Here is a 26,526-nt window from a genome sequence, read left to right as displayed (position 1 = left end):
ATCAATGCACTTCCTTTCGCTTCTTGGCCCATTCCATCATAAGCAGCAGCCCGACGGAGAAGGTGACCAGCACCAATGCCACACCATTTGCGGCAGCCACATTAAAATTCTCAACATCCTGATACACCAGGGTTGTTGCGGTCTGTGTTTTGTTCATGATATTCCCGGATACCACCAGCACTGCACCGAATTCCCCAAGCGAGCGCGCAACCGTCAAGACTAAACCGTACACTACCGCCCAGCGGATCGAAGGCCAGGTCACACTCCAGAACGTTCTCCAGCCGTAGGCGCCAAGTGTAGATGCAGCCTCTTCTTGCTGGGAACCGAGTTCCTGCAGGACAGGCATAACCTCTCTGACCATCAGTGGAAAGGTAACAAATAACGTTGCGATCACCATACCCGGGAAGGCATAGACCACATTGAATCCAATCCCTTCAAAAAAAGCGCCCATAATGCTGTTAGGTCCCAACATCAACACAATCATCAAGCCGCCAATGACAGGAGATACGGCATAAGGCAGGTCTACAATGCTGTTCAGCAGCCCTTTTATCCGTTCACTCAGCCATCCGGCACGAACCAGATACAGAGCCATCATGATGCCAAACAATGTATTTAACAGGGTGACCACCAGAACCACCAGTCCGGTCATCATCAAGGCATGTAGCGCCTCAGGGCGCATTAACCCTTTCAGGAATCCACCTGCCCCGTCTTCAAATGCACCAATAAAAATGCGTCCAAGCGGGATGATCAACAGTACAATAAATACTGCAAACGTCAGTCCGATTAACAGTCGTCTCATCGTCTTCTCCCCCGCATCTGCACCAAATTGATCAGCCAGAGGATCAGGAAGGAGAGCGTCAGGAGCAACACGGATACAGCAGCAGCTCCCGTTGGATTATCACTTTCAATCTCCCCGTAGATAAATACGGAAGCAGTCAGTGTTCTTCCCGGAATGTTACCAGCCACCAGCACAACAGCCCCGAATTCAGCCAGTCCTCTCGAGAAAGCCAGCATCCCCCCACTGATCATGCCAGGTGCCATAGAAGGCAGAATAACCTGCATGAACGTGCGAGCCTTGGAGGCCCCCATCGTGTACGAGGCCTCTTCCTCGGAAGGATCAATTTCTTCCAGCAAAGGCTGCACCGCACGGATAACAAACGGAAACGTGACAAAGGTCATCGCGATAACAATGGCCGGCTGGTGAAATACAATCTCAAATCCCATGGATTCTGCCAGTTTCCCGATGACACTGACCGGACCCAAAAGCAGCATAATCATCAAGCCGCCCACCGCTGTTGGCAGTGCAAACGGGAGATCAACCAGACTGTTGAGAAACGATCGGCCCACAAAGCGATACCTTGTCAACACCCAGGCGATCATCGTGCCCAAAACTACATTAATCAGCGTGGCAATGACGGCCAGCCGAATGGTCAGCAGTACGGCTTTCCACGCGATGGGGTCCATAATGCTCTGAACAAAGTTGCTCCATCCTTCGGAGAAGGAATTGACGTACACACCGATGATTGGAAGTACAATAAGTACGATAAAATATAACAATACGGTACTGCGGAATCCCCAAGTCCATCCCTTATGACGAAGAACGGTATTCATTGCTGCGTTCCCTCCCAGCCTCCGGCTTTAGCTCCAGTCGGCAGTCTTCCTGGCTTAATACGACATTTTTCCTAAGTTGGATGATATTACTTTAATATTATTCCCATTAGTCTACTTGGTTTTGCTTTTCTGATACTTTACCAGTTTGCAGTGCTAATCGTCAATGCTTTTATTGAATATAATTGGGCCACATATGAGATTAATTAATTAAATAGCTTCAGGTTATTTCTGCTCTCTCCGTTATGATGCGATTTGCTTTTTCACCTTGCATATGTGGTTTGTTTGGTATGTAGTGGTTAAGGTACAATCGAGGGTAAGAAATGAGATCCTAAGGAGTGATTTAACATGTTACACAAGAAGAATATATCCACTTCCATACGAGACGAAATGAAGGATATCACATGGGATGTAAAGCAGGTTGTCCAGAGTAGCGGGGTGCAGAATGGGACGGTGCTTATCTACTGTCCACATACGACGGCGGGTATTGCCATCAACGAAAATGCAGACCCGGATGTGAAACATGATGTCTTGTTGCGCCTTGATGAAGTGTACCCTTGGGAGCATCCCGAATATCGACATGCCGAAGGCAATACAGCCTCTCATCTCAAATCGATTACAACAGGGCCATCACAAACGGTGATTATTCACGAAGGCAGGCTGCTGCTTGGCCGCTGGCAAGGCATTTACTTTTGCGAATTCGATGGACCACGTGAGCGGGAGTACTTCCTCAAAATCATGGAAGGTTAGTTAGGTCCAATAGGCCTGCCACCCACTCGTTCATTTTTGATAAACACAAACAGGCGGTCCACCCTCATTCCGGGTCGGAGCCGCCTGACTTGGTTTGCTGCGCATACTAACTTTCGCGAGACAACGTTATAAAGAATTAAAGTTATGACAAATCACCGCCCTGAAGTGTAGGGGTGCAACAACAGCGCCATTATTGGTCGCCAGGCTGCTGACCCAGATTGCGGCACAGCACTTTGACATGAGACAGCGCAGACGATTCAATCTCCACAAACGTTAAACGGTCCTGAATGTAATAAGAAATGAATCCGTGCATAGCCAAAAATAGCGTACGCGGTACCCTTTGAATATCCTCTTCCGTACAGTTCTCTTCATTCATATACTGCCTTATAATCGATGCAAACAATTCGAAGCAACGTCCCTGTTCGGTACGACAATAAGACAACAGTTCTTCGTCCCTGATCATAAACATAATTTCGTATTGATATGGGTTCTCCAGACCAAAGCGAATAAACTCCATCATAATGTGCTCTACCTTGCTCACATCATCACGAACCGGCCTGACCATGGCTTGCAGCAGCAAATGCCCCAGATGATTAAAATCTTCAACCACGATGGCATAGAACAGCTCTGCCTTTTCCTTAAAGTGATAATACAGCGACCCATGACTATAGCCCAGATGCTGGCCGATGCTTCGCATCGAAATGGCGCGGTATCCTTTGGTAATAAAAAGGTGCCTCGCCGCCTCCAGTATCCGCTCCCTCGACAACTCCTGTTCGACTGCTCTTCTAGCCATATATTTTATTCCCCTTCAATAAAATAAAGCCGCTGTCCCTCCGTGATCCGGGATTGCCCTTGCGTCAAATCCGTGATCCAGGCTATAAAAGCCTCGGTTTCACTATCCGGCGGAAGACAAGTCAACGTAACCTTATCGGTGAATCCAGTTTCACCTGTACGGACTTCCCGGCTTCTTAACTCATTTTCCACTTTACCCAGCCACGTATAATCCAGTTCAACAAACACTTCACGATGCAGCACGTTGGTAATGGCTTCTCCGGCTTCAATGGCTGCTACAGCTCCATCCGTATAAGCACGAATTAACCCGCCAGCTCCAAGCATAATTCCCCCGAAGTATCGCGTAACCACAATTGCCACATTTTTTAATTTCTGATTTTTGATCACTTCAAGAATGGGTTTCCCTGCTGTTCCACTGGGTTCACCGTCATCGGATTGCTTCTGGATCTCGTCCCGCTCCCCAATCATGTATGCAGAGCAGTTATGAGTGGCATTCCAATGTTTTTTCTTGATCTCATCGATGAAGGCAACAGCTTCTTCCTCTGTCGTGACCGGCATAATATGACCGATAAATCGCGACTTCTTGATTACAATTTCCAGATTGCCCGGTCCTCGAACCGTACGATAACGTTCAATCATCCTAAATCCAACTTTCTGATCTTTTCCTGAGTCCATTTTACAAGAAAGCAGTTCACCGCGCGAACGCGGACGAACTGCCCTGGTTATCTACATCCGGGAACCCTGCCTCTTACACGAACAGTGATTCCCGGTTAGATTTACATTACCTTATTCAACTATATGAGCAGACCGATGAATTATTCGGAAAGTCTCGCTTCGAGCGCTGCTTTCTCTTCTTCAAAGCCTGGTTTGCCCAGCAATGCGAACATATTTTTCTTGTAAGCTTCCACGCCTGGTTGGTCAAATGGATTGACGCCCAGCAAGTAGCCACTGATACCGCATGCTTTTTCAAAGAAGTATACCAGATATCCGAAAGAATATGGAGTCATATCTGGAATGTTCACAATCAGGTTTGGTACTTGACCATCTGTATGTGCAAGCAGTGTTCCTTGGAACGCTTTTTTGTTTACAAAGTCCATGGTTTTGCCTTCAAGGAAGTTCAAACCATCCAGATCGTCCGGATCGGATTTGATTGAGATATGCTCAGCAACTTCAGTAACCTGGATAACAGTTTCGAAAATATTCCGGCTACCTTCCTGAATGAATTGACCCATGGAGTGCAAGTCTGTAGAGAAATCAACGGATGCAGGATAGATCCCTTTGTAGTCTTTACCTTCACTCTCTCCAAACAGTTGTTTCCACCACTCGGATACGAAGTGCAGGGAAGGCTCATAGTTTACAAGAATCTCAGTTCCTTTGCCTTTGCGATACAATGCGTTACGAACAGCAGCATATTGATATGCTTCATTCTCAGCTACGTTCGGGTTGCTGTATTCTTTGGATGCGTCAGCCGCACCTTGCATCATTTCTTCGATGCTGATACCCGCTGCTGCGATTGGCAGCAAACCTACAGCTGTCAGAACGGAGTAACGTCCGCCTACATCATCAGGGATAATGAAAGATTCGTATCCTTCTGCATTTGCCAGTTCTTTCAATGCCCCGCGCGCTTTGTCTGTTGTAGCATAAATGCGTTTGCGAGCTTCTTCTTTACCGTATTTCTCTTCCAGTGCTGCACGGAAGATACGGAAAGCAATTGCCGGCTCTGTTGTTGTACCGGATTTGGAGATGACGTTAACGGAGAAATCTTTGCCTTCAACCAGATCCAGCAAATGAGTTACATATGTGGAACTGATATTGTTTCCTGCAAAATAGATTTCAGGCGTTTTGCGTTTGTCTTTTGGCAGATTGTTATAGAACGAGTGAGTCAGCATTTCGATCGCTGCACGTGCACCCAGGTATGATCCACCGATACCGATAACGATCAGTACTTCGGAGTCGCTTTGGATTTTGGCAGCCGCTTTTTGAATGCGAGCGAACTCTTCTTTGTCATAAGCCGTTGGCAGGTCAATCCAGCCCAGATAATCGGAGCCCGTTCCTGTTCCGTTGTGAAGCTGCTCGTGAGCCAGACGAATCGGTTCTGCGAAATAATCCACTTCGTGCTGATTTACAAATTGCAATGCCGTGCTATAGTCAAATGTCACTTTTTTTGCCATGATCTCAAAAACCTCCTGATTTCGGTTATATTTTTTCCGTATCCGTATTCCATTCTAAACAACTTGCCTTAAGGATACTTCAAATCCACGGGGCTGACAAGCTTGCAGCTCGAACTTTGTCGTTAGAATTCAAGAAGCAAAAAGGGTAAACCGAATCCGCGGGTTGCGGTTCTGCTTACCCTTCTTATGTTATTCCGCCGGGTACGAGCAGACGTAGTCAGTAACGCTGCGTATCTCCAGTTTAAATTTGGATTCGGCAGGCACGTGGAACGTAGCTTGGCCTTGAATCTCTTGCCACTCTTCTTCTCCGGGAAGCAATACTTTCAGATCTCCGGACAGAATCTCCATAATTTCACGGGAATCCGTACCGAACTCATAACTGCCTGGAAGCATGATGCCCAGAGTCACTTTGCTGCCATCCCCCAAAATAACTGTTCTGCTGGTTACCTGACCATCATAATAAATGTTGGCCTCTTTCACTACACTGACTTGATCGAATTGTGACATGCGTACCCGCTCCCCTGAAGTTAATGAAAACAAAAGGCAAAACAGATCAGGGCGATAACAAGTTACCGCCCATGCTCTGCGGAAATAACTTGCTGCCATGGATCAGGACAGCATGACGCCCTCCCAACCATAGCAGCGCTTATGAAGCTATAATTGCGTGTTCAAAAAGTCAGGTTTTCAGTACTTTTCGGCTGAATCCCATATTCGACGCTGATGATGCCGTGAGGCATCCTTCGTAATCAAAAGCAGACTTTTTGAACAACCTCTATTACAGCAGTGCTTTTACGCGGCTAACCACGTTGTCCACTGTAAAGCCATATTCTTGGATAACACGGTCGCCAGGCGCGGATGCACCAAATGTGCTGATTCCGAGAATGTCACCTTGATCTCCAACATATTTCTCCCAGCCCATTGGATAAGCCATTTCAATCGCAAGACGAGCTTTAACATCCGGAAGAAGAACGGACTCTTTGTAAGCTTTGTCTTGTTTCTCGAACAGATCCCAGCTTGGCATGCTGATTACGCGAACTTGGATGCCTTGTTCAGCAAGTGCTGCTTGAGCTTTAACAGCCAATTGCACTTCAGAACCTGTAGCAATGATTTGTGCTACCGCTTTGCCATCTTTTGCATCAGAGACAACATAAGCACCACGTTTCACGTTCTCACGTGAACCTTCAACCGTACCTTCCAGGATCGGCAGGTTTTGACGAGTGAGTACGAGTGCAACCGGGTTGCTCTTGTTCTCAAGCGCATAAGCCCAAGCAGCCGAAGTTTCATTACCATCAGCCGGACGAATAACCGTCAGGTTAGGAATGATACGCAGTGATGCCAGTTGCTCGATTGGTTCGTGCGTAGGACCGTCTTCACCAACAGCGATACTGTCGTGAGTCAGAACATACGTTACAGGCAATCCCATCAGGGCAGCCAGACGAACAGCCGGACGCAGGTAATCGGTAAATACGAAGAACGTACCTCCGAATACTTTCACACCACTGTGCAGTGCCATACCGTTCATTGCTCCAGCCATACCGAATTCACGGATACCGAAGTAGATGTTACGGCCGGAGTAATCTTCTGGTGTGAAGTTCTCCAGGTTGTTCAGGTGAGTCATTGTGGAGCTTTCCAAGTCAGCAGATCCACCTGTCAGTTGTGGCACGTTGTGTGCCAGACCGTTCAGAGCGTTACCGGATGCTACACGAGTGGAAAGAGCTTTGTCTGTTGCTGCATATTTAGGAAGATCACGGTCCCAACCTTCTGGAAGGTCGCCGTTAATCGCTGTTTCGAATTGAGCTGCCAGCTCAGGGAAAGCTTTTTTGTACTCGGCAAATTTCTCATCCCAAGCTTTGTTAGCAGAGATACCACGATCTTTCACTTGTGCAAAGTGATCGCGAACTTCAGCTGGTACGTGGAAGTTTTCTTCGTAAACCCATTTGTAATACTCTTTAGTCAATTTGGCTTCGTCTGCACCCAGTGGAGATCCGTGAGTACCGCCGTGGCCGCCTTTACCTTGTTTGTTCGGGCTACCATAACCGATAACCGTTTTAACTTCGATCAGTGTAGGACGCAGTGTATCTGCTTGACCTTCCTGAATTGCTTTTTCAATTGCAGGCAGATCGTTACCATCTTCAACGCGCAGCACTTGCCAGCCATAAGCTTCAAAACGCTTCGCGATGCTTTCGGAAGAAGACAGATCCAATTTACCATCCAACGTGATGTCATTAGAGTCGAACAACATGATCAGTTTGCCCAGGTGCAGACGTCCAGCCAGGGAAGCTGATTCATGAGATACGCCTTCCATCAAGTCGCCATCACCACAGATTGCGTAAGTGTAGTGGTCAACTACGTTGAATTTGTCTTTATTGTATGTTGCGCCCAGTTGAGCTTCAGCCATCGCCATACCTACAGCCATTGCAATACCTTGACCCAGTGGGCCGGTAGTTGCATCAACACCTGCAGTATGTCCGAATTCCGGGTGACCCGGAGTTTTGCTTCCCCATTGACGGAACTGTTTCAGTTCTTCCATTGGAAGATCATATCCGCTCAGGTGCAGCAAGCTGTACAGCAACATGGAGCCATGTCCTGCAGACAGGACAAAACGGTCCCGGTTAACCCAAGTTGGGTGGTCCGGGTTATGAGTCATCGTTTTTGCAAAAAGTTGGTACCCCATTGGAGCGGAGCCCATCGGCATACCCGGATGTCCGGAATTTGCCTTCTCAATTGCATCAATCGCCAAAGTACGTACGGTAGTAATCGACAGGTTGTCGATTGTAGTGTTCTCGTCCTTTTGAATCGCTTCGTTCTTGTCAGTCATGGTTTGTCCTCCTCATGTCTTTAGATAAGTCGGGTGCGCAAGCGAATCCCTCTCATCATACAAGCAAACCGAATTTCACAATAAGTGAATCCGCTTGAGTGTTTCATTTTGACTTATTCACTTTTGTATTGTATCACTTGGCGTGAAGCTTTTCCATAACCTTCTTTTAGAAGTTCGTGAAAAATTGGTTGTTTGTGATGAATATTCCTTGGCCTATCAAGCAAAAATCGTACTGTACAAGGTACTAAATTCCAAAAGCAGACTTAAGGAGCCTCGCAAATCCATCGCATGAAGTATAACCTTTAACCTGAAAACCATGCATTTTTTAGATATTCATCCTCAATTCACATATAATGTTCCTTAATATGGATTCGAAAGTTGGGCTGTGGTTTACTTTTTTCAGATGTACACGCGTCAATCATAGGAGGTCTCGATCATGCCAGATCCTGCTGCTCACCCATCCCCATCCGTAAAACAATCATTACCCTGGATATCCGGTATTTTAACGGGAATTCTCTCGGGAGTTGTCCTGGGATTTTTCCTCAAATTGATTCAGGCCAACACTGGTGAACAAGTATATACTCTGCTGCTGAATATTGATTTTGTGCCTGGTCTTCCGCCAACCTTACCCGAATTCATTGAACTTGCTTTGCATCTCATCGTGTCCGTTGTCATCGGTATCTTCTATCTGTGGTGGGTAAGGCATTCAGGCCGCCCTATGATCAAAGGAATTTTACTTGGTGCAGTCTCGTCCCTGCTCTATATCCCACTCTCTCAAATGTCATCACGTGTGCCAGACCTGTACGATGTGTCCGCCATTCTCTACTGGATTGCAGGACATCTGCTATTTGGTATTGTGCTTGGCTTGTGCGGAAAATATATCAACACAACAAAAAAAGCGACTCCCGTTTCGTAAACGAATTGGGGTCGCTTTTTTGTTAGTCTATTACGTGGTTCCGAATCAACCTTGCACAGTATTAAAGCGTGAGCTTAAAATACAACGGTTTTATTTTCGTGAACAAGAACACGGTCTTCGACATGCCATTTCACGGCACGTGCGAGCACAACACGCTCAATGGTACGTCCAATACGCTTCAGCTCGGTTACATCGTCCCCGTGGCTTACACGCTGCACGTCCTGTTCGATAATTGGTCCGCCATCCAGTTCTTCCGTAACATAGTGCGCTGTCGCACCGATAATTTTAACACCACGGTTGTACGCTTGCGCATACGGTTTACCGCCCACGAAGGCTGGCAGGAACGAATGGTGGATATTAATGATTCGATTACGGTAGTGCTCAATGAACATGGGAGAGATGATCTGCATGTAACGAGCCAAAATGATCACATCCACATCGTTGCCGATGACGTCCAATTGGCGCTGTTCCGCTTCTTTTTTCGTATCTGCTGTAACTGGGATATGATGATATGGAATACCGAATGATTCTACATAGTCTTTCATGTCCAGATGGTTGCTGACCACAAGAGCAATATCGGCATCCAGATCGCCTGCCTGCCATTGCCACAATAATTCAACCAGACAGTGATCTTCTTTGGATACAAAGATAGCCAGTTTCTTCTTGCGGCTAACCGCAGATAACGTCCATTCCATTTGGAAACGGCTTGCCACTTCTTCAAAATCAGCTTCCAGTTTCGGCAAATTGACCAACAATTGCGGAAGATCAAACTCAATTCGCATAAAGAACATGCCGCCAGCAGGGTCCATGGTATACTGGTCCGACTGAACAATGTTTGCACCATGCTGGTGCAGGAAATGAGATACGGCAGCTACAATTCCTGGACCATCCGGACAGGAAATAAGCATGCGCGCACGATCGGCGCGGTTTTTAGAATCAGGGCGTACTTGTTTAGCGTGGATCTCCATCGGGTTATTCTTCCTCCTTCAATTAAGCCATGACCTGCGGGATTAACCCGCAAGCCATGCAATCAAGCGATGATTCAGTTGTTCTTCATTCAAATGCGGGAATAGTGCAGCTTCAGTCACCATGTCATAGAGGCGTTCCAGCGGTTCGCGCGGATCTGCCTTTTTGGCTTTGGCATCATTTTTGAGCAACGTCCACACATCCAGAATATACGAACGAGACTCAATCTCTTTACCTTTGAAAAAGTGTTGCAACTGTTCTACTTCTGTTAGGAAATCCTGGCCGAATCGACCGGCAACATCCCCACGAAGCAGGGCAATCTCCACCTCATACATTGGACGCTGTGTCTTGGCCTCTTTGCCAATCCAAGGTGTCTCCAGAATAAATGGACGTCCTTGAAGCTTCTCATGGTTAACGATGCGGTTAATCGCTTCAAACCCGATCCAGCCAGAGCCAATTGGTGTATGACGGTCCTTGTGCGCACCCACAGCATTCTTACTATCATTAATATGCATTACGGCAATGCGGTCAAGTCCTACCGTACGATCGAATTGTTCCAGTACACCGTCAAAATCATTAACGATATCATATCCGGCATCATGAATGTGGCATGTATCCATACACACAGTCAGGCGCTCGTTATACGTTACTTTCTCAATAATCTGAGCGATTTCTTCGAAACTGCGACCCATTTCCGTACCTTTGCCAGCCATGGTTTCCAGAGCGATGTTTACATCCGTCTCTTTCACACCTTCCAGCACTTCATTCAACCCTTCTGCGATCCGTCCGATCCCATAGTGGGCATCTTTGTCTGTAAATGCGCCGGGATGTAATACGATGTTTTTCACACCAATAGCATGTGTCCGACGAATCTCTTCCTGAAGGAAATCTACAGCCAGTCTAAACGTATTATCTTTGTATGAGCCAAGATTAACAATGTACGGTGCATGGACAACGATATCTTCCATTCCACCCTCTTGCATGGCAACCTTGCCTTCTTCAATATACATGGACTCAATTGGCTTGCGACGTGTATTCTGTGGTGCACCCGTATATATCATAAACGAACTGGAACCGTACGAGGACGCTTCCTTCGTTGCACTCAATAATCCCTTGTCCGAAAAGGACACGTGGGAGCCGATTTTCAGCATTATTGATCCCCCTTATTCTGAATTATCCCTTATTCTAACGCGATTATCGAAATAAATCTAGAAATGCGCTATAATTCGGGATAGAGGCTATTTTTGACAGCTAATATGTGGAACATGGGTAGGCGGAATCCGTCTTTCCGTGAAAATCAATGAACCGAGGTGACTCCGCAATGATTTTCGACTCCTACGCGATGATACTGACCAGCAGTTCCCCCAGCAATTGGTTTATGAATACGATCGCATTCTGGACTTTTTTATTGCTTGGCAGCATGTGTATCGGTGGATTTTTTATGATGCGCAAGTTTTTGAAAGTGCTACCAAAAGCGGACGGAAAGTCCAAACTGGATTGGCAGAATTATTGGGTTGAAACCAGCCGTCACTTATGGACAGATGAAGCCAAAGCTTTTTTGGATCAACTAGTGGAGCCTGTGCCCGGGCCATTTCGTGACATCGCCAAACATTCCATTGCTGCAGAGATCGGTAAGATTGCAGTCGAAGACAATGCCACGGAAGTATCGAGAGATCATTGCATCAAAGGATACATTATTGCCACACCGAAGCGGGATAATAAGTTTTTGGTAAAATTTTTGGAGAAAAACAAAATCGATTATTCCCCTTATCAACATTTGATTAAATAAAATAAAAGATGAGTTAAGTGGCATATAGATTTGGTTAATTAGATACAGATATGCTCCGTCAGGTAAGTTGTTCCCAACAGGCATTGCTTACCGTACGGGGCTGTTTGTCGATCCAACGGTATATATTAGCGCAGTGAAAATACAGAGAGGATGTTTGATATGAAAATTGCCATTTGTGGAGGTACCGGATTTGTGGGAGGAGCACTTGTAGATTACTGGCTGCAAGCCGGGCACCATGTGAAAGTTATTACACGAAAACTGCCTGACTTGCATAATCCTAGTAAAAATCTTACATATATATCGTGGGAACAAGTCGAAGAACAACCTCACTTGCTGGAAGGTATGGACGCTCTCGTTAACCTTGCCGGAGAAACGCTGAATCAACGTTGGACAACCAAGGCGAAGCTGGAAATTGTTGAATCCAGAGTCACGACCGTAGCGCGGGTAGCCCGATTGGTGGAGTCTCTGGAACAAAAGCCGGAAGTGGTCGTTCAGGCTTCTGCCATGGCCATCTATGGAACCTCCCCTAACGAAACCTTTGACGAGAGTAGTCCGCAAAAGTCAATGAATTTCCCATCCCGGGTCTCAGAACAATGGGAAATAGCTGCAGATGCCATCAAGCATGTCAGACTCGTCAAAATCAGGGTTAGCCTGGTACTTGGCCATAAAAAAGGAGCCTTTCCATTGATGAAACTCCCTTACATGCTCGGTGTTGGCGGCAAGATCGGCAGTGGCAAGCAATGGACCAGCTGGATTCACATTATGGATATCGTAAGGCTGATTGACTTTAGCATTCAAAATAAACAAGTGTCAGGTCCGGTCAATGCTTCCTCACCGAACCCTGTCACCAATGATGAATTCGGTCGTACGGTCGGTAAAGTGTATCATCGCCCTCACTGGTTTCCCGTACCCAGCTTCCTGATTAAAACCTTGGTCGGCGAACTATCCGTTGTCGTGCTTCAGGGGCAGAGAGTCATTCCGCAAAAAGCTCTCGACCACGGATTCCAATTCACTTTCCCTACCTTAACCCAGGCACTGGAAGATCTGAAGCATCGCGGCTTATCTGACTGATTGAACTATGTCTTATCCAACCGACCGATAAGTGTAGACTGATTCCGCAAGTGTAAATGTGTCTCCATCCGCCAATGGATACTCCTTATACGGAGCAAGAATATTGCCCTGAAGAATGGTGCCATTGACGGAACCCAGATCCTTAATCACATAGCCCGATTTGTTCCGGCTCAATTCCACATGAGCACGGGACACGCCGGTCGCTGTGTCCACCCACTGAACCATGTCTGCTGATCTTCCGATGACAAAAGATGCTCCTTGCACATCCATCCGTTCATGTTGGTCACTGCTTCCCGAGCTTCGTTCAAGATAATAAGACGCCATCACCGGGCCTGCCCCTGTAACATTACCTCCACTCAGATTCTGCAAATTCACGGTTGCTTCTGCAACTGCATCCTGTCGAATTAGCTCTGAAGTTGAAGCTACCGTTTCCACATGGCGCTGAACGAACGGTGATTCGGAGTGTTCAGATGTCATATGCAAATTTTGATAACGGGAATGCTCGCTACCACCTTCTGAGGCGGATGCAACCATTTGGTTTATGCGTTCCTCTTTCCTATCAGCTGTATTCCAGCGCCAACTTTCCTGAAATTGTTCCTCTTCAGCTTCCATTTGCTTGCCTTTGTTCTTACCTAAATTGAATGAAAAAGACCGCTTATTTTCTGAATCATTATGAGGGCTTCCCTTACGTTTCCACGTCCATCCTGCTATACCAAACAAGCCAAGGCTTAGTACCATGCACAGGATCATCTGCGTCTGTCCCGGTTGCTCCATGTAAATAAATCTCCATACCAATGCCATGGCAACCATACAGCCCAATATGATATAGGTTACTTTGGAAAATCCGGGCTTCTCCTCCACTTCCATATCAACACGCTCTAGCGAATCATACGGGTTACTTCCTCTCTTATCCATACTATTTGAACTCTCTAATGAAGATTGCTCAGGTGAGCGCCTGCCTGGAAAGGTTCGAGATCTCACCGGAATGTCTTCCACCTCAGATTCACTCGTTTTCTGCGGCTGACGGAAATTTAGTTGCGGCCCCACAGGAGCATTTTGAACGTGAGCACCGGATTGATATGGCCGAGAAGTACCAGTGGCTAGCCTGCTATCTCGCTCAGAAATCGACGAATGAAGATCACCTCTAGAATCATTGGGTGTTTCCGAAGTTCTGGACGAGAGAAATGCTGCGCCTCCTCCATTCTCTTGCTCATCAGCGTATAATTCCAGCAGAAGCTCTCGCAACTGCCTGATATCCCAGCGTTCGTTGTCACATAACTGCAAAACACGCTGAATGCCTTCTCCCTGCAGTTCCTGTACATGTGCCATCAGCCTGATCACCAGCTCACGGAATTGCTGAGGCGTTGGATCAACTTCAACCGTATCCATGATTGGTACATATACCATCCCAAGTTCACCCTGTTCAAATGAACCATTAATGAACAAGTACTCCTCCTGAATCAATAATTTACGAGGTTCCAGCATGTATTGCCGGCATTCCGTGAAGGCATCAGCTAGTTGGAACAACAAACCATACAGAACACGTAACTTGATTTTGCTTGACTTTAACATCTGGGATAACATCTTGTACCCTGATATGTCGTACTGCAAAGTTACATTTCGATCGACTTCCCGAATATGAACAGGAAGAAGTCGCGGAATCTGATTGGAGGACAACATCCCCATCTGTACCCGGCTCAATTCCTCGATTCGTAACCCTTCTGCTTTCTCCAAAACCATGAACGCTCCGCCGTTACGAATAAAATCTCTCGTTAATCCATACATGCCAATCCTCTCTTTCCATTGTTATTTAGGTCAACTAAAGAAAGTTACACTGGGAACTTCGATGACAGAACAACCTTCCGATCACTGTTATCCCCAGATTTTCTTGATTCCCTTTTATAAAGGGAAAAGTCCCGAGACAAGCACCGTGATAAATCCAGGTAACACCGCCAGCATAAACGGAAACTTCAATGTCTTCTCCTTGTTCACCAGCTTGAGGGAACCAAGCATGAAGAACCCCGCAAGATTGCCTGCCATGCCTCGAATCCGTTTCGCTGAGTCCTTTCGGAATAGAAGTATCACTAGACCAATTGCGCCCGCGTACAAAACGGAGTAAATAATGACATGAATGCCAAAAGCAAGTCCCGTCCATGCGCCAATCCCACCAAACAATTTCACATCTCCTGCCCCTACGGCTCCAATCGCATACATCAGAAACAAAATGCCAAAACCTGCTGCAAATCCAGCGGCTGAGAACAAGAAACCATCCCAACCTCCCCATATGATATGGGCCAATACGCCAGCAACAGTCACGGGTAAAGTCAATCGATTTGGAATTTTCATGGAACGAATATCTGTAATAAAAGCTGCAATAACGTATATGCAACAGGCAATATAAAACCACTCCACCTCCATCATCTCCTCACTTATTTTCTGGAGGCCACGTTAAACGTAGTCTCCGTCTTGGCACCGTCCCCTGTCTCGACAACAAAACTCCATGTTCCTTCTGTTGTCCGAGTACCAACAAACCAGGTCCATTCAATAATTCCATTCTCATCTGCGGTGGCCCAGCCAATGTGCTTCGCAGAACTTTCACCTGACTTGTAAAATATCGTTAAGTTGGCTGTCGCTCCTGGTTCTACCTTCACCTTAATCGTTGCATTGTTGCCTATGTATGCCGGGGCAGGCTTCGACAGTACCGTTGCTGAACCCGCAGTATCCCCGTCCCCTGCGCTGCCATCTGATCCTTCTCCGGTATCTCCAATCCATACCCGTTCTGCCGCAGCAGCCTGAATCCGAAGCGGTTTACTGAGAAAGGGGACTTTTATAGGCAATTCATAACTCAGTTCAAGTCGGAAATATGGATTTGTTTTGTTTTTGAGATCAGGTATCGAAATACCATTCACATGAACACGTTCCATATTAAGCAGCGTTGGCTCGATAAAAGGCTGAAGCAGCGGTTTTACCGTGGGATCAAGTACGGTTTCCAAGACGGATGTTTTGATCTCCTGTAGTGGCTGTTCACCACTGGCCGCCGCTGAACGTACCCAATCACTTAAAGGCTCGGGTAGAGAAGAAGCATAACCTTCTGCCCATTCCGTCAGTGATAACTCTGGTATCTTCCAGCCCCCTCCTGAACCTTCTCCGCCGGCAGAATCAGAAGGTGTGAATGCAAGCGAAACGGGATATATTTTCGTTGACAATTGCTTCACCGCTTCACCCGCCGTGCTCTGTAACGCTGTGGAGATTAGAGTCATTTGCACTATGAAGATGAGAAACATGATAAAGAATAGAAAGACAGGTAACACCAGTGAAGCTTCCAGAACCATGCTACCCTGTTCCTTTTTTGGAGAACATATCTGCTTTTTGAGAGACTTCAAACGCTGCAATCTGATTATTCGTGTTAAACGAATCTGCTTTTGTGCGCTTTCTTTTTCATAATGTTGCTGCTTATCCATAATCCCTCCACCGAAACGATCCTGATCATTCAATAGGAATAATCCGCCTTCCGCTCAATGAAAAATCGTCCATCTTCAACTTGGTCCGCACTACCCATAACTGCACCTATGCTTCTAACCACCCCTGGTAAAAACCACAACTCGATGCTACTACGCATGTTACCCGAAGCATACGTCTGTTTCTCATCTGGATTCACACCAGTATTCAATCGAATTAGCGCCAGCATTCTGGACATTTTGCGTTCATTGTTGCTATGCATCAATAGGAACAATCGGAGATGGTCCCTGTACGTCAGTTTGACTTTGATATACTTGGACAATTCCACACTGCCCTCTTTTGCTAGTTTCACCATATCCGTGATGGCGTTTGTAATCCCATATAAGATTGCCGCCGATAATACCAGAAGTGGATTCCCAAGCTTGCTGTGCTCAATTAACCCTTCTGCCGTCCGAATTGCCAGCCGCATCCCAAATATCTCCGCATATGCCGCAGCGATATTACCCGAAGGATTATGAAACCCGTAGACGATATACTCCAGTTCCTGATTCTCCAGTTTGAAAACATCACCAGCATCTCCATCACCTTCAGTCCAGGTAAATAACTGACCAAAATCCATGGAATTGAAATAGGCTAAAGCATATTCATTCTGAAATAATTCGTCGCCAAGACTGTCCAGCAGATCGGACATCCCGCCAAACAAACTATCCATTCCCTTCATGGCATCGCCACCAGAGTCGTAGGGGTCACCCGCAATCTCTGTCTTTTGGGCTTCCTCACGACTAGCCTCATTAAAAGAAATATTAGCGTTGTAATATTCCTCCAACTGTTTGAAAGCGTCCATGGAACCCGAACTTCCATTCTTAATCTGCGACAAGATTCGTTTGACTTCCTTCAATTTCCCTTTGGATTCTTTGTCATTTGCTTTGCGCTGGGCATCCGACCCACGACCACTCTCCAGCTGCTGCTTACTTTGGAGGATGAGATTGGCAGGACCGCTACGTACATAGGTGTCCATATATCGTTCCGTAACCTGACTTGCCTGTCTGACCGCCGGTTTAATCGGAACACCGCTCATGGCCGTAACGCTGCGAAGCTGATTATTCAATTCCATGTTGTCTCTTCTGACGTTAGAAAAGTCCGAATTCTGTGAAACAACCCGCGCCTTCAATTGATCAAATAGGCTATCTGCCCTCACAAGCTCCGAAGCAAGAGAACGTGTACTTTTAGCTTCAGTGCCTGATCCAGTAGATGCAGGACTCGTCCCAGGCAAATTCGAGTTGCCAACGTTGTCATAGCTCGCATTCTGCGAACGGTTCTCCCCCTCCGCGATCACACGTTTCATTTCCTCATTAATCTTGCGTGCTTCTTCGATTTTGGACTGCGCTTCCTCCAGCTTCGTTTGATGGGCCTGTAACGCGGGCTGTATGATCATGCTGATGCCTGTCACCACATTACCAACACCAGTCCGATAACGAGCCAGTTCCAATATGTATTGTTGCTCTCTGAACGGCAGTCCCTCATCCGCCTGTTTCTTGTTCAGATAATCTGCATAACGTGCAGCTGCCTCGGCAGCTGTCTCTGGTGTATCTTCCAGCATCTCTTCATAGATGGCCGGTGAAGGCGGGTCCATGATCAACTTCGGAAGATTCTTCAGTTTCTCCGCGGATTCCGTCTGATTAGCAATGGCTTCATCCAGTAATTCTTCACGTTTGTCATATAACTTCTGTAATTTTTTCAGCAAGTCTACCGTGTGTGCAGCTTCCTTCATCTCGTCTGATATCGGTTTGAACCGATTGATCACTTCAAGGGTAAAATCAACCGGAGCCCGATACTTCATATCCTCCTGAATCTGGCGATTAAATATATCGTATCTGCCCAGTTCACGCTCCATGCTCAGCGAAGTTGTATCCCACTGGATATCCAGAATGGGAAATCCATCTTTTACAGCTGAAGGCTTTACGCTATCATTCAACACTTTAGCCATAATTGCATCCCCACTGCTGTCCCCATACCCGAATAAACCATACTCCCGGAGTGATGTGTCATAGGCTGACATGACGGATCTCATCGCAGCATGAGTCATGCGTTCGGTCTGCACCTTGAATGCCACTATACGAGCGTAATCAATAAATATTGCGACAAACATATAAACTCCGGCCAATATTAATATTAAAAAAAGGGTTACGGCTCCCGACTCACCGTCTTTTTTTCTAAACAGCTCCGCCCTCCTCCTTTTCTCACTTTTTGCTTTTGCCAAAATGCTGCACAACCTGTCCGGCTTCTGCCGCTGTACTGGTCGCCGCACCGCCTTTGCCTTTAAACTTGGCTGCGTAATAACGGACCAGATCTACCGTTCGAATGAATTCAACCGGTTCAACAACTGCGGACGATCCTTGAGTGAGGACACGGTTACCTGAATCGAACAAAAAAGAAGGAAGAGGCAAAGAAATTACTTGTTCCAGCTTGGTTGTTATTTTCCGCTGAATCAGAGAATTCTGATACTCAATCGTTCCTTTCATAGCTGAGGGCATATGTTGCACCGCTTGTGATAATTTCTGTTCCGAGAGATTTCCGCCTTCACCAGCAGGTATAGAAACGCTAACCTGATTATCCGCTCCCGCCCAGCCAAACAGCGCTCCAAGCATACGATCGTCCATCAGTCTCCAGTACAGATTGTCATGTTCTCCAGCGACAAATTCACCCGTCATCGCCTGTTTGTGGCTGTTTTCCCAGCTATAGGCTGCACGTTCGGAAGCTGCATAAGCATGTTGATTCAAGAATGTCTTTTGATACATGTACATGGTAAAGAAGAGCAACAACACAAGAATAAACAGCACGACAGGGAAGATCAGGGAGGCTTCAACGGTGAAGCTCCCTTCTTCCTTCTTCAGCCTGTTAACCCGGGAAAAATTCATTACTTTTTGTATCCACTTTGCTAAGAAGAGACTTGATTAGTGCCGTTATTTGGTCTTTAAAAATCAAAGCAATAATGATAATAACCCCGATAATCAGAATCAGCTCCAACGTGCCGAGTCCGTCCTCTTCCTCCCAAAATACATTTACCTTGTTCTTCAATACTTCCATCATCCCAATTCCTCCTACATATTCATCATCATAAAAGCAGGTGCCCCGATCATGACCACAATCGTAAAAAAGATCAGTACCATCGGAAACACCAGTTTGGAAGAAGCCTGTTCTCCCTTCGCCCGACTGACAGCCTTGCGTTTCTCCCACAACACATGTGACAGATCCCGCAGCGCCAATACAAAGTCACCTCCCCCACGCCGGAAATTCAGTAGCACTGTTGTCGTAAAAATCGTCACTTCCTGTACACCGCAGCGGCGACTGAACTGTTCAAATGATTGTTGAAACGAGTAACCATTATTCCAATCTCCCACCGTCTTTCTGAGTTCGTTGTACAGCGGATGATCCCGTTCCCCCTGGCTTGTGACACAGTGAACGATAGCACGTTGCACGGTCTCCCCTGCGCCAACCAGCAGTACAATTCGGTTCAGCAGCTCAGGCAGTTCCATAAGAATATCCTGGTCTCTTCGCTGCACCTTTGTATTGAGGTCTTTGTAGAGCGCAAAAGGCAACGCTGCACCGAGCGCGAGCCCACCCACCATACCTCCGATGCCCATATCTCCAACGAGTGATAACAGGCAGCCCACCAGCAGCATGAGCCATGTATAAGTCAACATTTCAGCGCAATACAGCATCGTTTTCTCTCCGCTGTGCTGTATGCCGTACATTTTCTGAATGGCATGTTGCATTCGAAACATGAGCACTGGCAATCTGCGTCCAATCTCGAACTTGTCCAATATAAACAGGAAGGGACCATGCAATTTTTTCAGTCGTAATCCTTCCATATCCAGCTTGCGCAGATGCCGGTAGGTCTGCCCCCGGGTTCGATCCAGCACCAGCCATCCCGCTCCGAGCATCCCTGCGACTATAACGGGAAGCAGCATCGTTTCAGCTCCTTATACTTTGATATCCATAATGCGATTAATCCACAGATAACAGCAGGCGAGTACTACCAATGCTCCACTAGAGATGAGGTACCCCATCCCGCTATATAACGGCTCCATAAAGTCCTTGGCGGTCAGATTGAGGAATATCAGAAAAATAAATGGAGCGGCAAACATCACCTTTGATTCGAACTTTTTCTGCGATACCGCGACCATAATATCCTGCTGAATGTCCAACTTCTCACCAATCACCGCAGAGGTACGACGCACAACCTCAACCAGATCCCCGCCAGTTCGTTTGCACGTAATGAACACATCTGCAAAGTTCGTAATATCTTCAATCTGCGCCCGATCCGAAAAATCCTGTAGTGCCTCTTCGATTGGTTGTCCATACTCCATCCGTGTCCGCAAGATCGTGAACTCACGAATCAGGTCAGTATCGGCTTCCGGGTTCAACATCCGCAGATCCTCCACGGATTCCTTGAATCCATTTTCCACCGATTTTCCTGCGGCCAGTGCCGAAGATAATGCATATAATGCTTGCTTAAAATGTAAACTGAGTGTCATTCTTTTTCGTTCCAACAGCACTTTAGTCCAATGTTTTGGCACCCATATGCAACCCGCAGCCAGGATCGCTCCAGCCAACCAGTGATGGTAGAACAGAATTCCGATGCCAAAAAACAGCAGACCACTAATCAGCATACAGACCATTCGTTGTCTCCGGGAAAGCGTATATACGGTGTAATCCGTCAACATCTGTCTGGCTTCACCCAACAGTAATCACCTTCCAATGTCTTTAATTCACGTTGTTATCTGATGAATCTGTTTCAACACTATATTGTTCTATGTATTCATCTAGCCATTCCCCAAGCCCAGCCATCTGAATTTTATCCACCTGATTCAACTTTCCAACCTGCACTAACCCGCCAATAATTTTGCCTTCACACTCTTCTTGTTCCTGGAAACGAAACAGTGGATTCAGCATAACCTCACCGTCCTGCATGCCAATCACTTCACTAATCTCAGTCACCCGCCGTGAACGATCTCGTAGCCGGGACAGATGTACAAAAATATCGATTGCTGAACTAATCTGCTGCCGTACAACCACAATCGGAAGATCCGCACCGCTGAGCACCATCGTTTCAAGTCTGCTGATCATGTCGGAAATCGTGTTTGCGTGCCCTGTAGACAATGATCCATCGTGGCCAGTGTTCATGGCCTGTAACATATCCAGCGCTTCTGCGCCCCTGACTTCCCCAATCACAATCCGGTTTGGACGCATCCGTAAGGAAGATTTGATCAGATCCCGAATAGATATCTGTCCCTTGCCTTCAGTGTTTGCATTCCGCGTTTCCAGTGATACCAGATTGGGTACCGTGACAATCTGTAACTCAGCCGAATCCTCAATGGTAATAATCCGCTCATCGGCAGGGATGAACTGTGATAATGCGTTCAGAAAGGTCGTTTTTCCCGATCCGGTCCCACCTCCAATGAAGATGTTGTATTTGCTCCTTACCAACTGCTGCAATAATTCTGCCGCTTCTTCATGCAGGGCTCCCTTTTCAATCAGATCGGACATCTTCATCGGTTCACTGGGGAATTTACGAATCGTCATTGTGGGGCCTTTCAAGGCAATAGGAGGCAACACGATATTAACCCGCGAACCATCCTTTAAACGGGCATCTACGATTGGAGAAGACTCATTCACAATCCGGTTTACCCCGGACACAATCATCTGGATAATATCCTCGAGTCGTTCCCTCGACTCAAATTCAAGGGTGATCTGGCTGACTTCACCTTCCTGCTCCACAAAAATCTCCTTGTGACTATTGATCATAATTTCCGTAATATCGGGATGATCTACAAGCGGTTGCAAAATATCCAATCCACGAAAGGAATCAAACAATCGCTGTACCAGCGTATGACGCTCTCCTGAGGTCAGATCATCCAGCTTGGGGTCGGTGAGAACTTTGCGTTCTATTCCCTGCCATAGTTCATCATCTCCTGCGGAAGAGGTTAGATCGAGGCCAGCCCTGACTTCCCTGCGCATGATCTGAAACTGTTCTTCCCGATCCAGTATTCTATTGGATGAATCCGTCATAGTGCCCACCGATCCTGCTTCTGAATTCGTCCCGTCTGCTTCAATTCTTCTTCGCCATCTTGTACCAGCAAGGCACATAATCTCTTCACTTCACGTTGGAAGATCGGAGAACTAAGCATGACTTCCTCCTGACTGAGTTGCTTCCAAGAAGGGATATAGGGCAACACTGCATCCAGATGCAGATCAGGCCGTGGAAGTGCATTGACGACATTATTCCGATATTTGTTAACCACAAAGCGTGAACGCTCGAGCATACTTTCGTACAGGTCTGGCTTCGTACGCTCAGCATGCTGTAACCATTGTCCCCATCGATGCATGGCAGATATATCATCCTCAACCAGCCAGACAAATGCATCTGCTGCATCCAGCACCCCTTCACTGCGCCCATCCCAACCGGAATCCCCATCCAGAATTAACACGTCATATTGTCCACATTCCGTTAAATAACGAAGCAGATTCGACGTATCCTCACGAGTCATTTGCAACAGTTCTTTCCGATTCGATAATGGCCAGAACACATCGGATTTCAGTGCTTCATGCCGGACCACATATCCATCTATGCCCTTCGATTGCACCTGTAACTGCTTACCGGATTCCTTTCTGCCCACCTTCAGATCGTATAACAGGCGGGACAATCCCGTCTCCGCATCCGGGTGACGCTGCCCACTTCTAGTGAGTCCCTTTTCCAGAAACGGGAGCGTACTGTCCAGCGTCTCCAGATTCAGATAGAGAACAGCATATCCTGCAAGTCCCAATTGCTTCGCCATATGCAGGGCCACTGCCGTTTTGCCACTTCCACCTGAAGCGGATACTACACCGATGGAGAGAGTCTCTTGCCCCGGATGGTGAACCTTCTTACGGCGTGGCTGCCGGCAAGCATGCATCACAGCATCCAGCAAAGCAGGCAAGGGTTGATATTTCATCAGCCGCTTGGCCTCATCCACCTCTTCCATCCCTTCACTAAGCATTAGCCAAGGTACACCTGAACCTTCTCCCCCGTTATTCAGCCAGTCATTCAGAAACTCCGGTTCTGCAATAACCAGATCCGGTAATTCTCGACCTTCTTGCTCTTTCATGTGATCCTTGAACGAATCCCCTTGGGAGAATGCCGTGAAACGCACATGAAGACCAGACGAATTTCCCTGTACATAATCAAGCCAGGCGCTAATGTAATCTCTATCCTTTGAAACCAGAACAACCTTCAGTACAATCAATTTCTCCTTCCCTCCCTGTCAAAAAGCACAAAAAAGCACCGTCCAATAACCGCATGAATGTGCAGTATATGGACGGTGCTTCCGTCACGTGCTATGAATGTATGGATAATATAGCATACAATTTCTGGGGGAGCAAGGGATTTGTTCTAACCCATTTTCCCTTAAGAGTTATACGGTGAATCGAACTCAATAATGTTACGGTCTGGATCAAGTACAAAAATCTGTGCGAATCCAGCCACACTGTCAGGTCTCGCTTCATACTCAATTCCCTGCTGCTCCAGCCAGGCTATAGTCCCTGAATAACTGGTGACCCAGATCGCAAAGTGACCGTCTGTAGTATCAATACCAGCTTCGCGTAACGTGTGACCCTCCGGGTGCTGTAACAGATGAAGCTGCTGGCTGCCGATAGCGTACCATGTACCCGTGGAGCGGAAGGCTGGACGTTCAATCTCCTGCATGCCTAGTAACCCCGAGTAGAACTTCTTCGCGATTTCCAGATCACGTACAGCCAGACTAACATGGTGGATGTGTGCATATTCAATCATCTTTTATCTCCCCTCTCTACTTCAATATGACTATACTATAATACCTTGAACCCTGACCATAATCTCCGCTAAACAGAAAAACACCCCTGATTCTAATCCGGTAAACCTCTCGGCTCGCACAGATCTAGTTCAGAGGTGCCTGTTTTATTTAGCGCTATCCAATGCTTCTTGTGGAATCTTGATCTCTTCCACTTGATCCTGGTTAGAAAATGTACTGTTCATCTTCATGTCCATCGTCATTTTCTGTCCATTCTGTTCCATCTCCATGACCATGGTTACGTCCGTACTTGCAGGCAGATAGGTTTCTTTGTTGATCATGTATTTCATCTTCATGCTGGTGATATTCATCTGATCAAGCATGGCTTGCATCTGGGCATCCGATCCGTTCTGCTCCATCACGGCTTTCGCCAGTTCCTTCACATTATCACCGGATACGTCTGCATTAATCACATAATTGTCGCCTTCTTCGGTCACTTCAGTATCTTCTTCAATCTTTTTGAATTGCTCCAATTCACCTTCCGGATTCATGCTTGCCTTCATCTGCTCAATCAGTTCCTTGGTTTGAGCTTCAGGAATCGCAACCCATTGATCCCCAACTTGAGAGTAGATTTTATCCGAAGTGATATACTGCTTCACGTTCTGAGCTTCCTGTCCCGACATTTCCATTTTCATCTCTTGATAGATCATCATTGGATCTTTGATAATATCCATCTTGAGCGATGTTTTAACCTGTTGATCCTGGGACTGTTCACCAGCATCCAGTTTTAGATTCTGATCAATGTTTGCTTCAGTTGTGAAGCTTTTCATTTCTTTGGTTGCTGCATTGGTTTTGGTAATCAATTCGTCCAGGGTTGGGACCTTTGTTTCCTGCTCCGCAGGTGTATTGCCCTCGTTAGATGTTTCGTTGTTAGTCGCTGGCGGCGTTGCCGTATTATCTGTATCGTTACCGCATGCTGCCAAGCTCACTGCTAATAATGCCCCGATAAATAATGTAGTCCACTTCTTCAAGTTGTTTTCCTCCCAAAATAGATATGATCTGTAGTCATTACCCAATTATTCCCGTTATTAATCACACTCACAAAAATCGATCTTTGATCTCCGGTGTAGGCAACATACACGCTTCATCCTTGCCAAACCAGCGATAACGGTTGCGAGCAACCCAGTTATAGACTGCATTACGAATAAATCTCGGCACAATAATGAACACATATAACAACGGATAAGGAAACTTCAAACCTTTGGCCAATCGCAGTGCGGCGGTTGAACGTGTATAGTATTTTCCATTTTCAATCAGAACAAAGGTGTCCATGCTGTCTGTCGACAAATTGCCCTTCGCCAGCAGTTCCTTGGCTACATCCGATTGGAGCGATGCAAAATGATATTTCCCTTCCGGGTCACGCTTGATAATCCATTTGGTTAAGCCCTGGCAGAAGTGACAGACACCATCCACCAGTACGATCGGATGTCCCTGATGCACATCTGTTTGATTTGCTGTCATATTGGCTGCCTCCTATTGTTGCGGTTAGAGTAACTTACCCAATCTGGGCCTTCTTGTTCACTAATTCTAAATTTATTTCTGGAGGTTGTTCAAAAAGACTGAAAACCGCTCTTTTTGAACACGCATTAATGGGAAATAAAAGAAAAAGAGCGCAGGCACTGTGCCCACGCTCGTATCTGTCCGACAATTACTCCGTAACTGCCTTTTCCATCCATTGGTCATCGATCATCTGTTGATGCAGGTCACTTGCCCACTGGTCCATACATTTGCAAATGAAATCTTTGCGACATACTGGACAAGGCGTTTTCTGCAGACGGCTGATATTGGTCATCTTCCATTCCGGGGAACGGGTGTAGAATACACGGCATTTTGTACCGTCTACCAAATTCATTTTGAATTCATACAATCCGTCTTCCTTGTTACCATAAGCTAATTCTAAATCTGCAATACGCGGTCTATAAGACATGGATATCACCTGTTTAATTCAAATTTGGTTCATGCAATGACACTACTCAGTACTAAGTTATATTAAAGAAAATTCAGATCAATGTCAACTCGCGCATGTCTACCCGCCAAACAGAATATCCAGAATCGTCCCTACCTGTCCCTGTTTTTTCCCTTTCAAGACATCCGGATCAAATACTTCAACATACCCGCAGGAAGCACACGCCACGAACAAGTAGTGATTATGCTGTATATCAAACATCTTGCTCAGGCCTGCTCCTGACATGGAAACTTCCTTAATGTTACAATCTGTACCCCTGCATTTTGTACACACAAATCTCCGCTCGATCATCTCTTCAATACTCATCTTTGTTCCCCCTTTATGGAATGTGTAGCATGAAGTGGGAGTGCAA

At 46.5% G+C, this 26,526-nt stretch carries 28 protein-coding genes; 4 read left to right on the top strand and 24 right to left on the bottom strand.

Annotation, left to right across the window (positions count from 1 at the left end; all coding sequences use genetic code 11):
• Nucleotide 1 precedes the first annotated feature (1 nt).
• Entirely contained in the window at nucleotides 2-799 is a 798-nt protein-coding gene (locus MKY66_RS07335; RefSeq protein ID WP_017689977.1) for a sulfate ABC transporter permease subunit, read from the bottom strand.
• On the bottom strand, nucleotides 796-1,611 hold the full coding sequence (gene cysT / locus MKY66_RS07330; protein WP_076209445.1) for a sulfate ABC transporter permease subunit CysT: 816 nt from the start codon (nucleotides 1,609-1,611) through the stop codon (nucleotides 796-798). Before cysT ends, MKY66_RS07335 begins: the two co-directional genes overlap by 4 nt.
• Before the next feature lie 345 nt (nucleotides 1,612-1,956).
• Here cysT and MKY66_RS07325 point away from each other — a divergent pair, with 345 nt between their 5' ends.
• Complete coding sequence (locus MKY66_RS07325) at nucleotides 1,957-2,358, top strand: secondary thiamine-phosphate synthase enzyme YjbQ (RefSeq protein WP_076209446.1); 402 nt, start codon at nucleotides 1,957-1,959, stop codon at nucleotides 2,356-2,358.
• 190 nt (nucleotides 2,359-2,548) lie between these two features.
• Here the strand turns inward: MKY66_RS07325 and MKY66_RS07320 are convergent, their stop codons facing one another.
• The 5 genes from MKY66_RS07320 to tkt form a co-directional block, all read right to left on the bottom strand.
• The gene (locus tag MKY66_RS07320; protein WP_076209447.1) at nucleotides 2,549-3,151 is read right to left on the bottom strand and encodes a TetR/AcrR family transcriptional regulator; all 603 of its coding nucleotides are present in this window, start codon (nucleotides 3,149-3,151) and stop codon (nucleotides 2,549-2,551) included.
• Nucleotides 3,152-3,156: 5 nt separating this feature from the next.
• Nucleotides 3,157-3,789 (bottom strand): YigZ family protein, encoded by a 633-nt coding sequence (locus MKY66_RS07315; protein WP_036669098.1) that lies wholly within the window; start codon nucleotides 3,787-3,789, stop codon nucleotides 3,157-3,159.
• Nucleotides 3,790-3,965: 176 nt separating this feature from the next.
• Nucleotides 3,966-5,321: a glucose-6-phosphate isomerase gene (locus tag MKY66_RS07310; RefSeq protein ID WP_017689982.1), complete on the bottom strand. Its 1,356-nt coding sequence runs from the start codon at nucleotides 5,319-5,321 to the stop codon at nucleotides 3,966-3,968.
• A 189-nt stretch (nucleotides 5,322-5,510) separates the two neighbouring features.
• A complete protein-coding gene (locus MKY66_RS07305; RefSeq protein ID WP_017689983.1) occupies nucleotides 5,511-5,828 on the bottom strand; it encodes a pyrimidine/purine nucleoside phosphorylase in 318 nt (105 codons plus the stop codon).
• A 268-nt stretch (nucleotides 5,829-6,096) separates the two neighbouring features.
• A complete protein-coding gene (gene tkt / locus MKY66_RS07300; protein WP_036610788.1) occupies nucleotides 6,097-8,139 on the bottom strand; it encodes a transketolase in 2,043 nt (680 codons plus the stop codon).
• Nucleotides 8,140-8,575: 436 nt separating this feature from the next.
• Here tkt and MKY66_RS07295 point away from each other — a divergent pair, with 436 nt between their 5' ends.
• Nucleotides 8,576-9,055, top strand: coding sequence for a hypothetical protein (locus tag MKY66_RS07295; RefSeq protein WP_076209448.1), 480 nt, complete (start codon nucleotides 8,576-8,578; stop codon nucleotides 9,053-9,055).
• A gap of 74 nt (nucleotides 9,056-9,129) precedes the next feature.
• Here MKY66_RS07295 and purU read toward each other — a convergent pair whose 3' ends face one another.
• Nucleotides 9,130-10,023 carry a formyltetrahydrofolate deformylase gene (gene purU, locus MKY66_RS07290; RefSeq protein WP_076209449.1) on the bottom strand — a complete coding sequence of 298 codons (894 nt, stop codon included), beginning with the start codon at nucleotides 10,021-10,023 and terminating at the stop codon, nucleotides 9,130-9,132.
• Nucleotides 10,024-10,065: 42 nt separating this feature from the next.
• Nucleotides 10,066-11,172 carry a deoxyribonuclease IV gene (locus MKY66_RS07285; RefSeq protein ID WP_076209450.1) on the bottom strand — a complete coding sequence of 369 codons (1,107 nt, stop codon included), beginning with the start codon at nucleotides 11,170-11,172 and terminating at the stop codon, nucleotides 10,066-10,068.
• Between the two features lie 170 nt (nucleotides 11,173-11,342).
• Between MKY66_RS07285 and MKY66_RS07280 the strand changes: the two genes are divergently transcribed.
• On the top strand, nucleotides 11,343-11,810 hold the full coding sequence (locus MKY66_RS07280; RefSeq protein ID WP_076209451.1) for a DUF2621 domain-containing protein: 468 nt from the start codon (nucleotides 11,343-11,345) through the stop codon (nucleotides 11,808-11,810).
• 159 nt (nucleotides 11,811-11,969) lie between these two features.
• Entirely contained in the window at nucleotides 11,970-12,881 is a 912-nt protein-coding gene (locus MKY66_RS07275; RefSeq protein WP_076209452.1) for a TIGR01777 family oxidoreductase, read from the top strand.
• Nucleotides 12,882-12,893: 12 nt separating this feature from the next.
• Here the strand turns inward: MKY66_RS07275 and MKY66_RS07270 are convergent, their stop codons facing one another.
• The 15 genes from MKY66_RS07270 to MKY66_RS07200 all read right to left on the bottom strand — a co-directional run bounded on the left by MKY66_RS07270 (nucleotide 12,894) and on the right by MKY66_RS07200 (nucleotide 26,480).
• On the bottom strand, nucleotides 12,894-14,666 hold the full coding sequence (locus MKY66_RS07270; RefSeq protein ID WP_076209453.1) for a DUF6382 domain-containing protein: 1,773 nt from the start codon (nucleotides 14,664-14,666) through the stop codon (nucleotides 12,894-12,896).
• A gap of 114 nt (nucleotides 14,667-14,780) precedes the next feature.
• On the bottom strand, nucleotides 14,781-15,299 hold the full coding sequence (locus MKY66_RS07265; RefSeq protein ID WP_076209454.1) for an A24 family peptidase: 519 nt from the start codon (nucleotides 15,297-15,299) through the stop codon (nucleotides 14,781-14,783).
• An 11-nt stretch (nucleotides 15,300-15,310) separates the two neighbouring features.
• Entirely contained in the window at nucleotides 15,311-16,375 is a 1,065-nt protein-coding gene (locus MKY66_RS07260; protein ID WP_305956039.1) for a pilus assembly protein, read from the bottom strand.
• Nucleotides 16,372-18,489 (bottom strand): hypothetical protein, encoded by a 2,118-nt coding sequence (locus tag MKY66_RS07255; protein WP_083656942.1) that lies wholly within the window; start codon nucleotides 18,487-18,489, stop codon nucleotides 16,372-16,374. The genes MKY66_RS07260 and MKY66_RS07255 overlap by 4 nt, the downstream gene beginning before the upstream one ends.
• A 91-nt stretch (nucleotides 18,490-18,580) precedes the next feature.
• Nucleotides 18,581-19,258 carry a TadE/TadG family type IV pilus assembly protein gene (locus MKY66_RS07250; protein WP_076209455.1) on the bottom strand — a complete coding sequence of 226 codons (678 nt, stop codon included), beginning with the start codon at nucleotides 19,256-19,258 and terminating at the stop codon, nucleotides 18,581-18,583.
• Nucleotides 19,239-19,430, bottom strand: coding sequence for a Flp1 family type IVb pilin (locus tag MKY66_RS07245; RefSeq protein WP_076209456.1), 192 nt, complete (start codon nucleotides 19,428-19,430; stop codon nucleotides 19,239-19,241). Before MKY66_RS07245 ends, MKY66_RS07250 begins: the two co-directional genes overlap by 20 nt.
• A gap of 11 nt (nucleotides 19,431-19,441) precedes the next feature.
• Nucleotides 19,442-20,311, bottom strand: coding sequence for a type II secretion system F family protein (locus MKY66_RS07240; RefSeq protein WP_076209457.1), 870 nt, complete (start codon nucleotides 20,309-20,311; stop codon nucleotides 19,442-19,444).
• A gap of 12 nt (nucleotides 20,312-20,323) precedes the next feature.
• Nucleotides 20,324-21,067, bottom strand: coding sequence for a type II secretion system F family protein (locus MKY66_RS07235; RefSeq protein ID WP_076209547.1), 744 nt, complete (start codon nucleotides 21,065-21,067; stop codon nucleotides 20,324-20,326).
• A 40-nt stretch (nucleotides 21,068-21,107) separates the two neighbouring features.
• Nucleotides 21,108-22,412: an ATPase, T2SS/T4P/T4SS family gene (locus tag MKY66_RS07230; RefSeq protein ID WP_076209458.1), complete on the bottom strand. Its 1,305-nt coding sequence runs from the start codon at nucleotides 22,410-22,412 to the stop codon at nucleotides 21,108-21,110.
• Complete coding sequence (locus MKY66_RS07225) at nucleotides 22,409-23,626, bottom strand: hypothetical protein (protein WP_076209459.1); 1,218 nt, start codon at nucleotides 23,624-23,626, stop codon at nucleotides 22,409-22,411. Before MKY66_RS07225 ends, MKY66_RS07230 begins: the two co-directional genes overlap by 4 nt.
• Nucleotides 23,627-23,787: 161 nt before the next feature.
• Nucleotides 23,788-24,171, bottom strand: coding sequence for a VOC family protein (locus MKY66_RS07220; protein ID WP_047842030.1), 384 nt, complete (start codon nucleotides 24,169-24,171; stop codon nucleotides 23,788-23,790).
• A 144-nt stretch (nucleotides 24,172-24,315) separates the two neighbouring features.
• The gene (locus MKY66_RS07215; protein WP_076209460.1) at nucleotides 24,316-25,179 is read right to left on the bottom strand and encodes a DUF6612 family protein; all 864 of its coding nucleotides are present in this window, start codon (nucleotides 25,177-25,179) and stop codon (nucleotides 24,316-24,318) included.
• A gap of 67 nt (nucleotides 25,180-25,246) precedes the next feature.
• Nucleotides 25,247-25,669 (bottom strand): thiol-disulfide oxidoreductase DCC family protein, encoded by a 423-nt coding sequence (locus tag MKY66_RS07210; protein WP_076209461.1) that lies wholly within the window; start codon nucleotides 25,667-25,669, stop codon nucleotides 25,247-25,249.
• A gap of 187 nt (nucleotides 25,670-25,856) precedes the next feature.
• Nucleotides 25,857-26,135, bottom strand: a complete 279-nt coding sequence (locus MKY66_RS07205) for a hypothetical protein (protein WP_036610814.1) — start codon at nucleotides 26,133-26,135, stop codon at nucleotides 25,857-25,859.
• 99 nt (nucleotides 26,136-26,234) lie between these two features.
• On the bottom strand, nucleotides 26,235-26,480 hold the full coding sequence (locus MKY66_RS07200; RefSeq protein WP_036610816.1) for a zinc ribbon domain-containing protein: 246 nt from the start codon (nucleotides 26,478-26,480) through the stop codon (nucleotides 26,235-26,237).
• Nucleotides 26,481-26,526 lie beyond the last annotated feature (46 nt).

It is taken from the genome of Paenibacillus sp. FSL R5-0766 (assembly GCF_037971845.1).
Lineage (GTDB): Bacteria > Bacillota > Bacilli > Paenibacillales > Paenibacillaceae > Paenibacillus.
The sequence above is the reverse complement of the archived record's forward strand: the minus strand, read 5'-3'. Positions and strand labels throughout refer to the sequence as shown.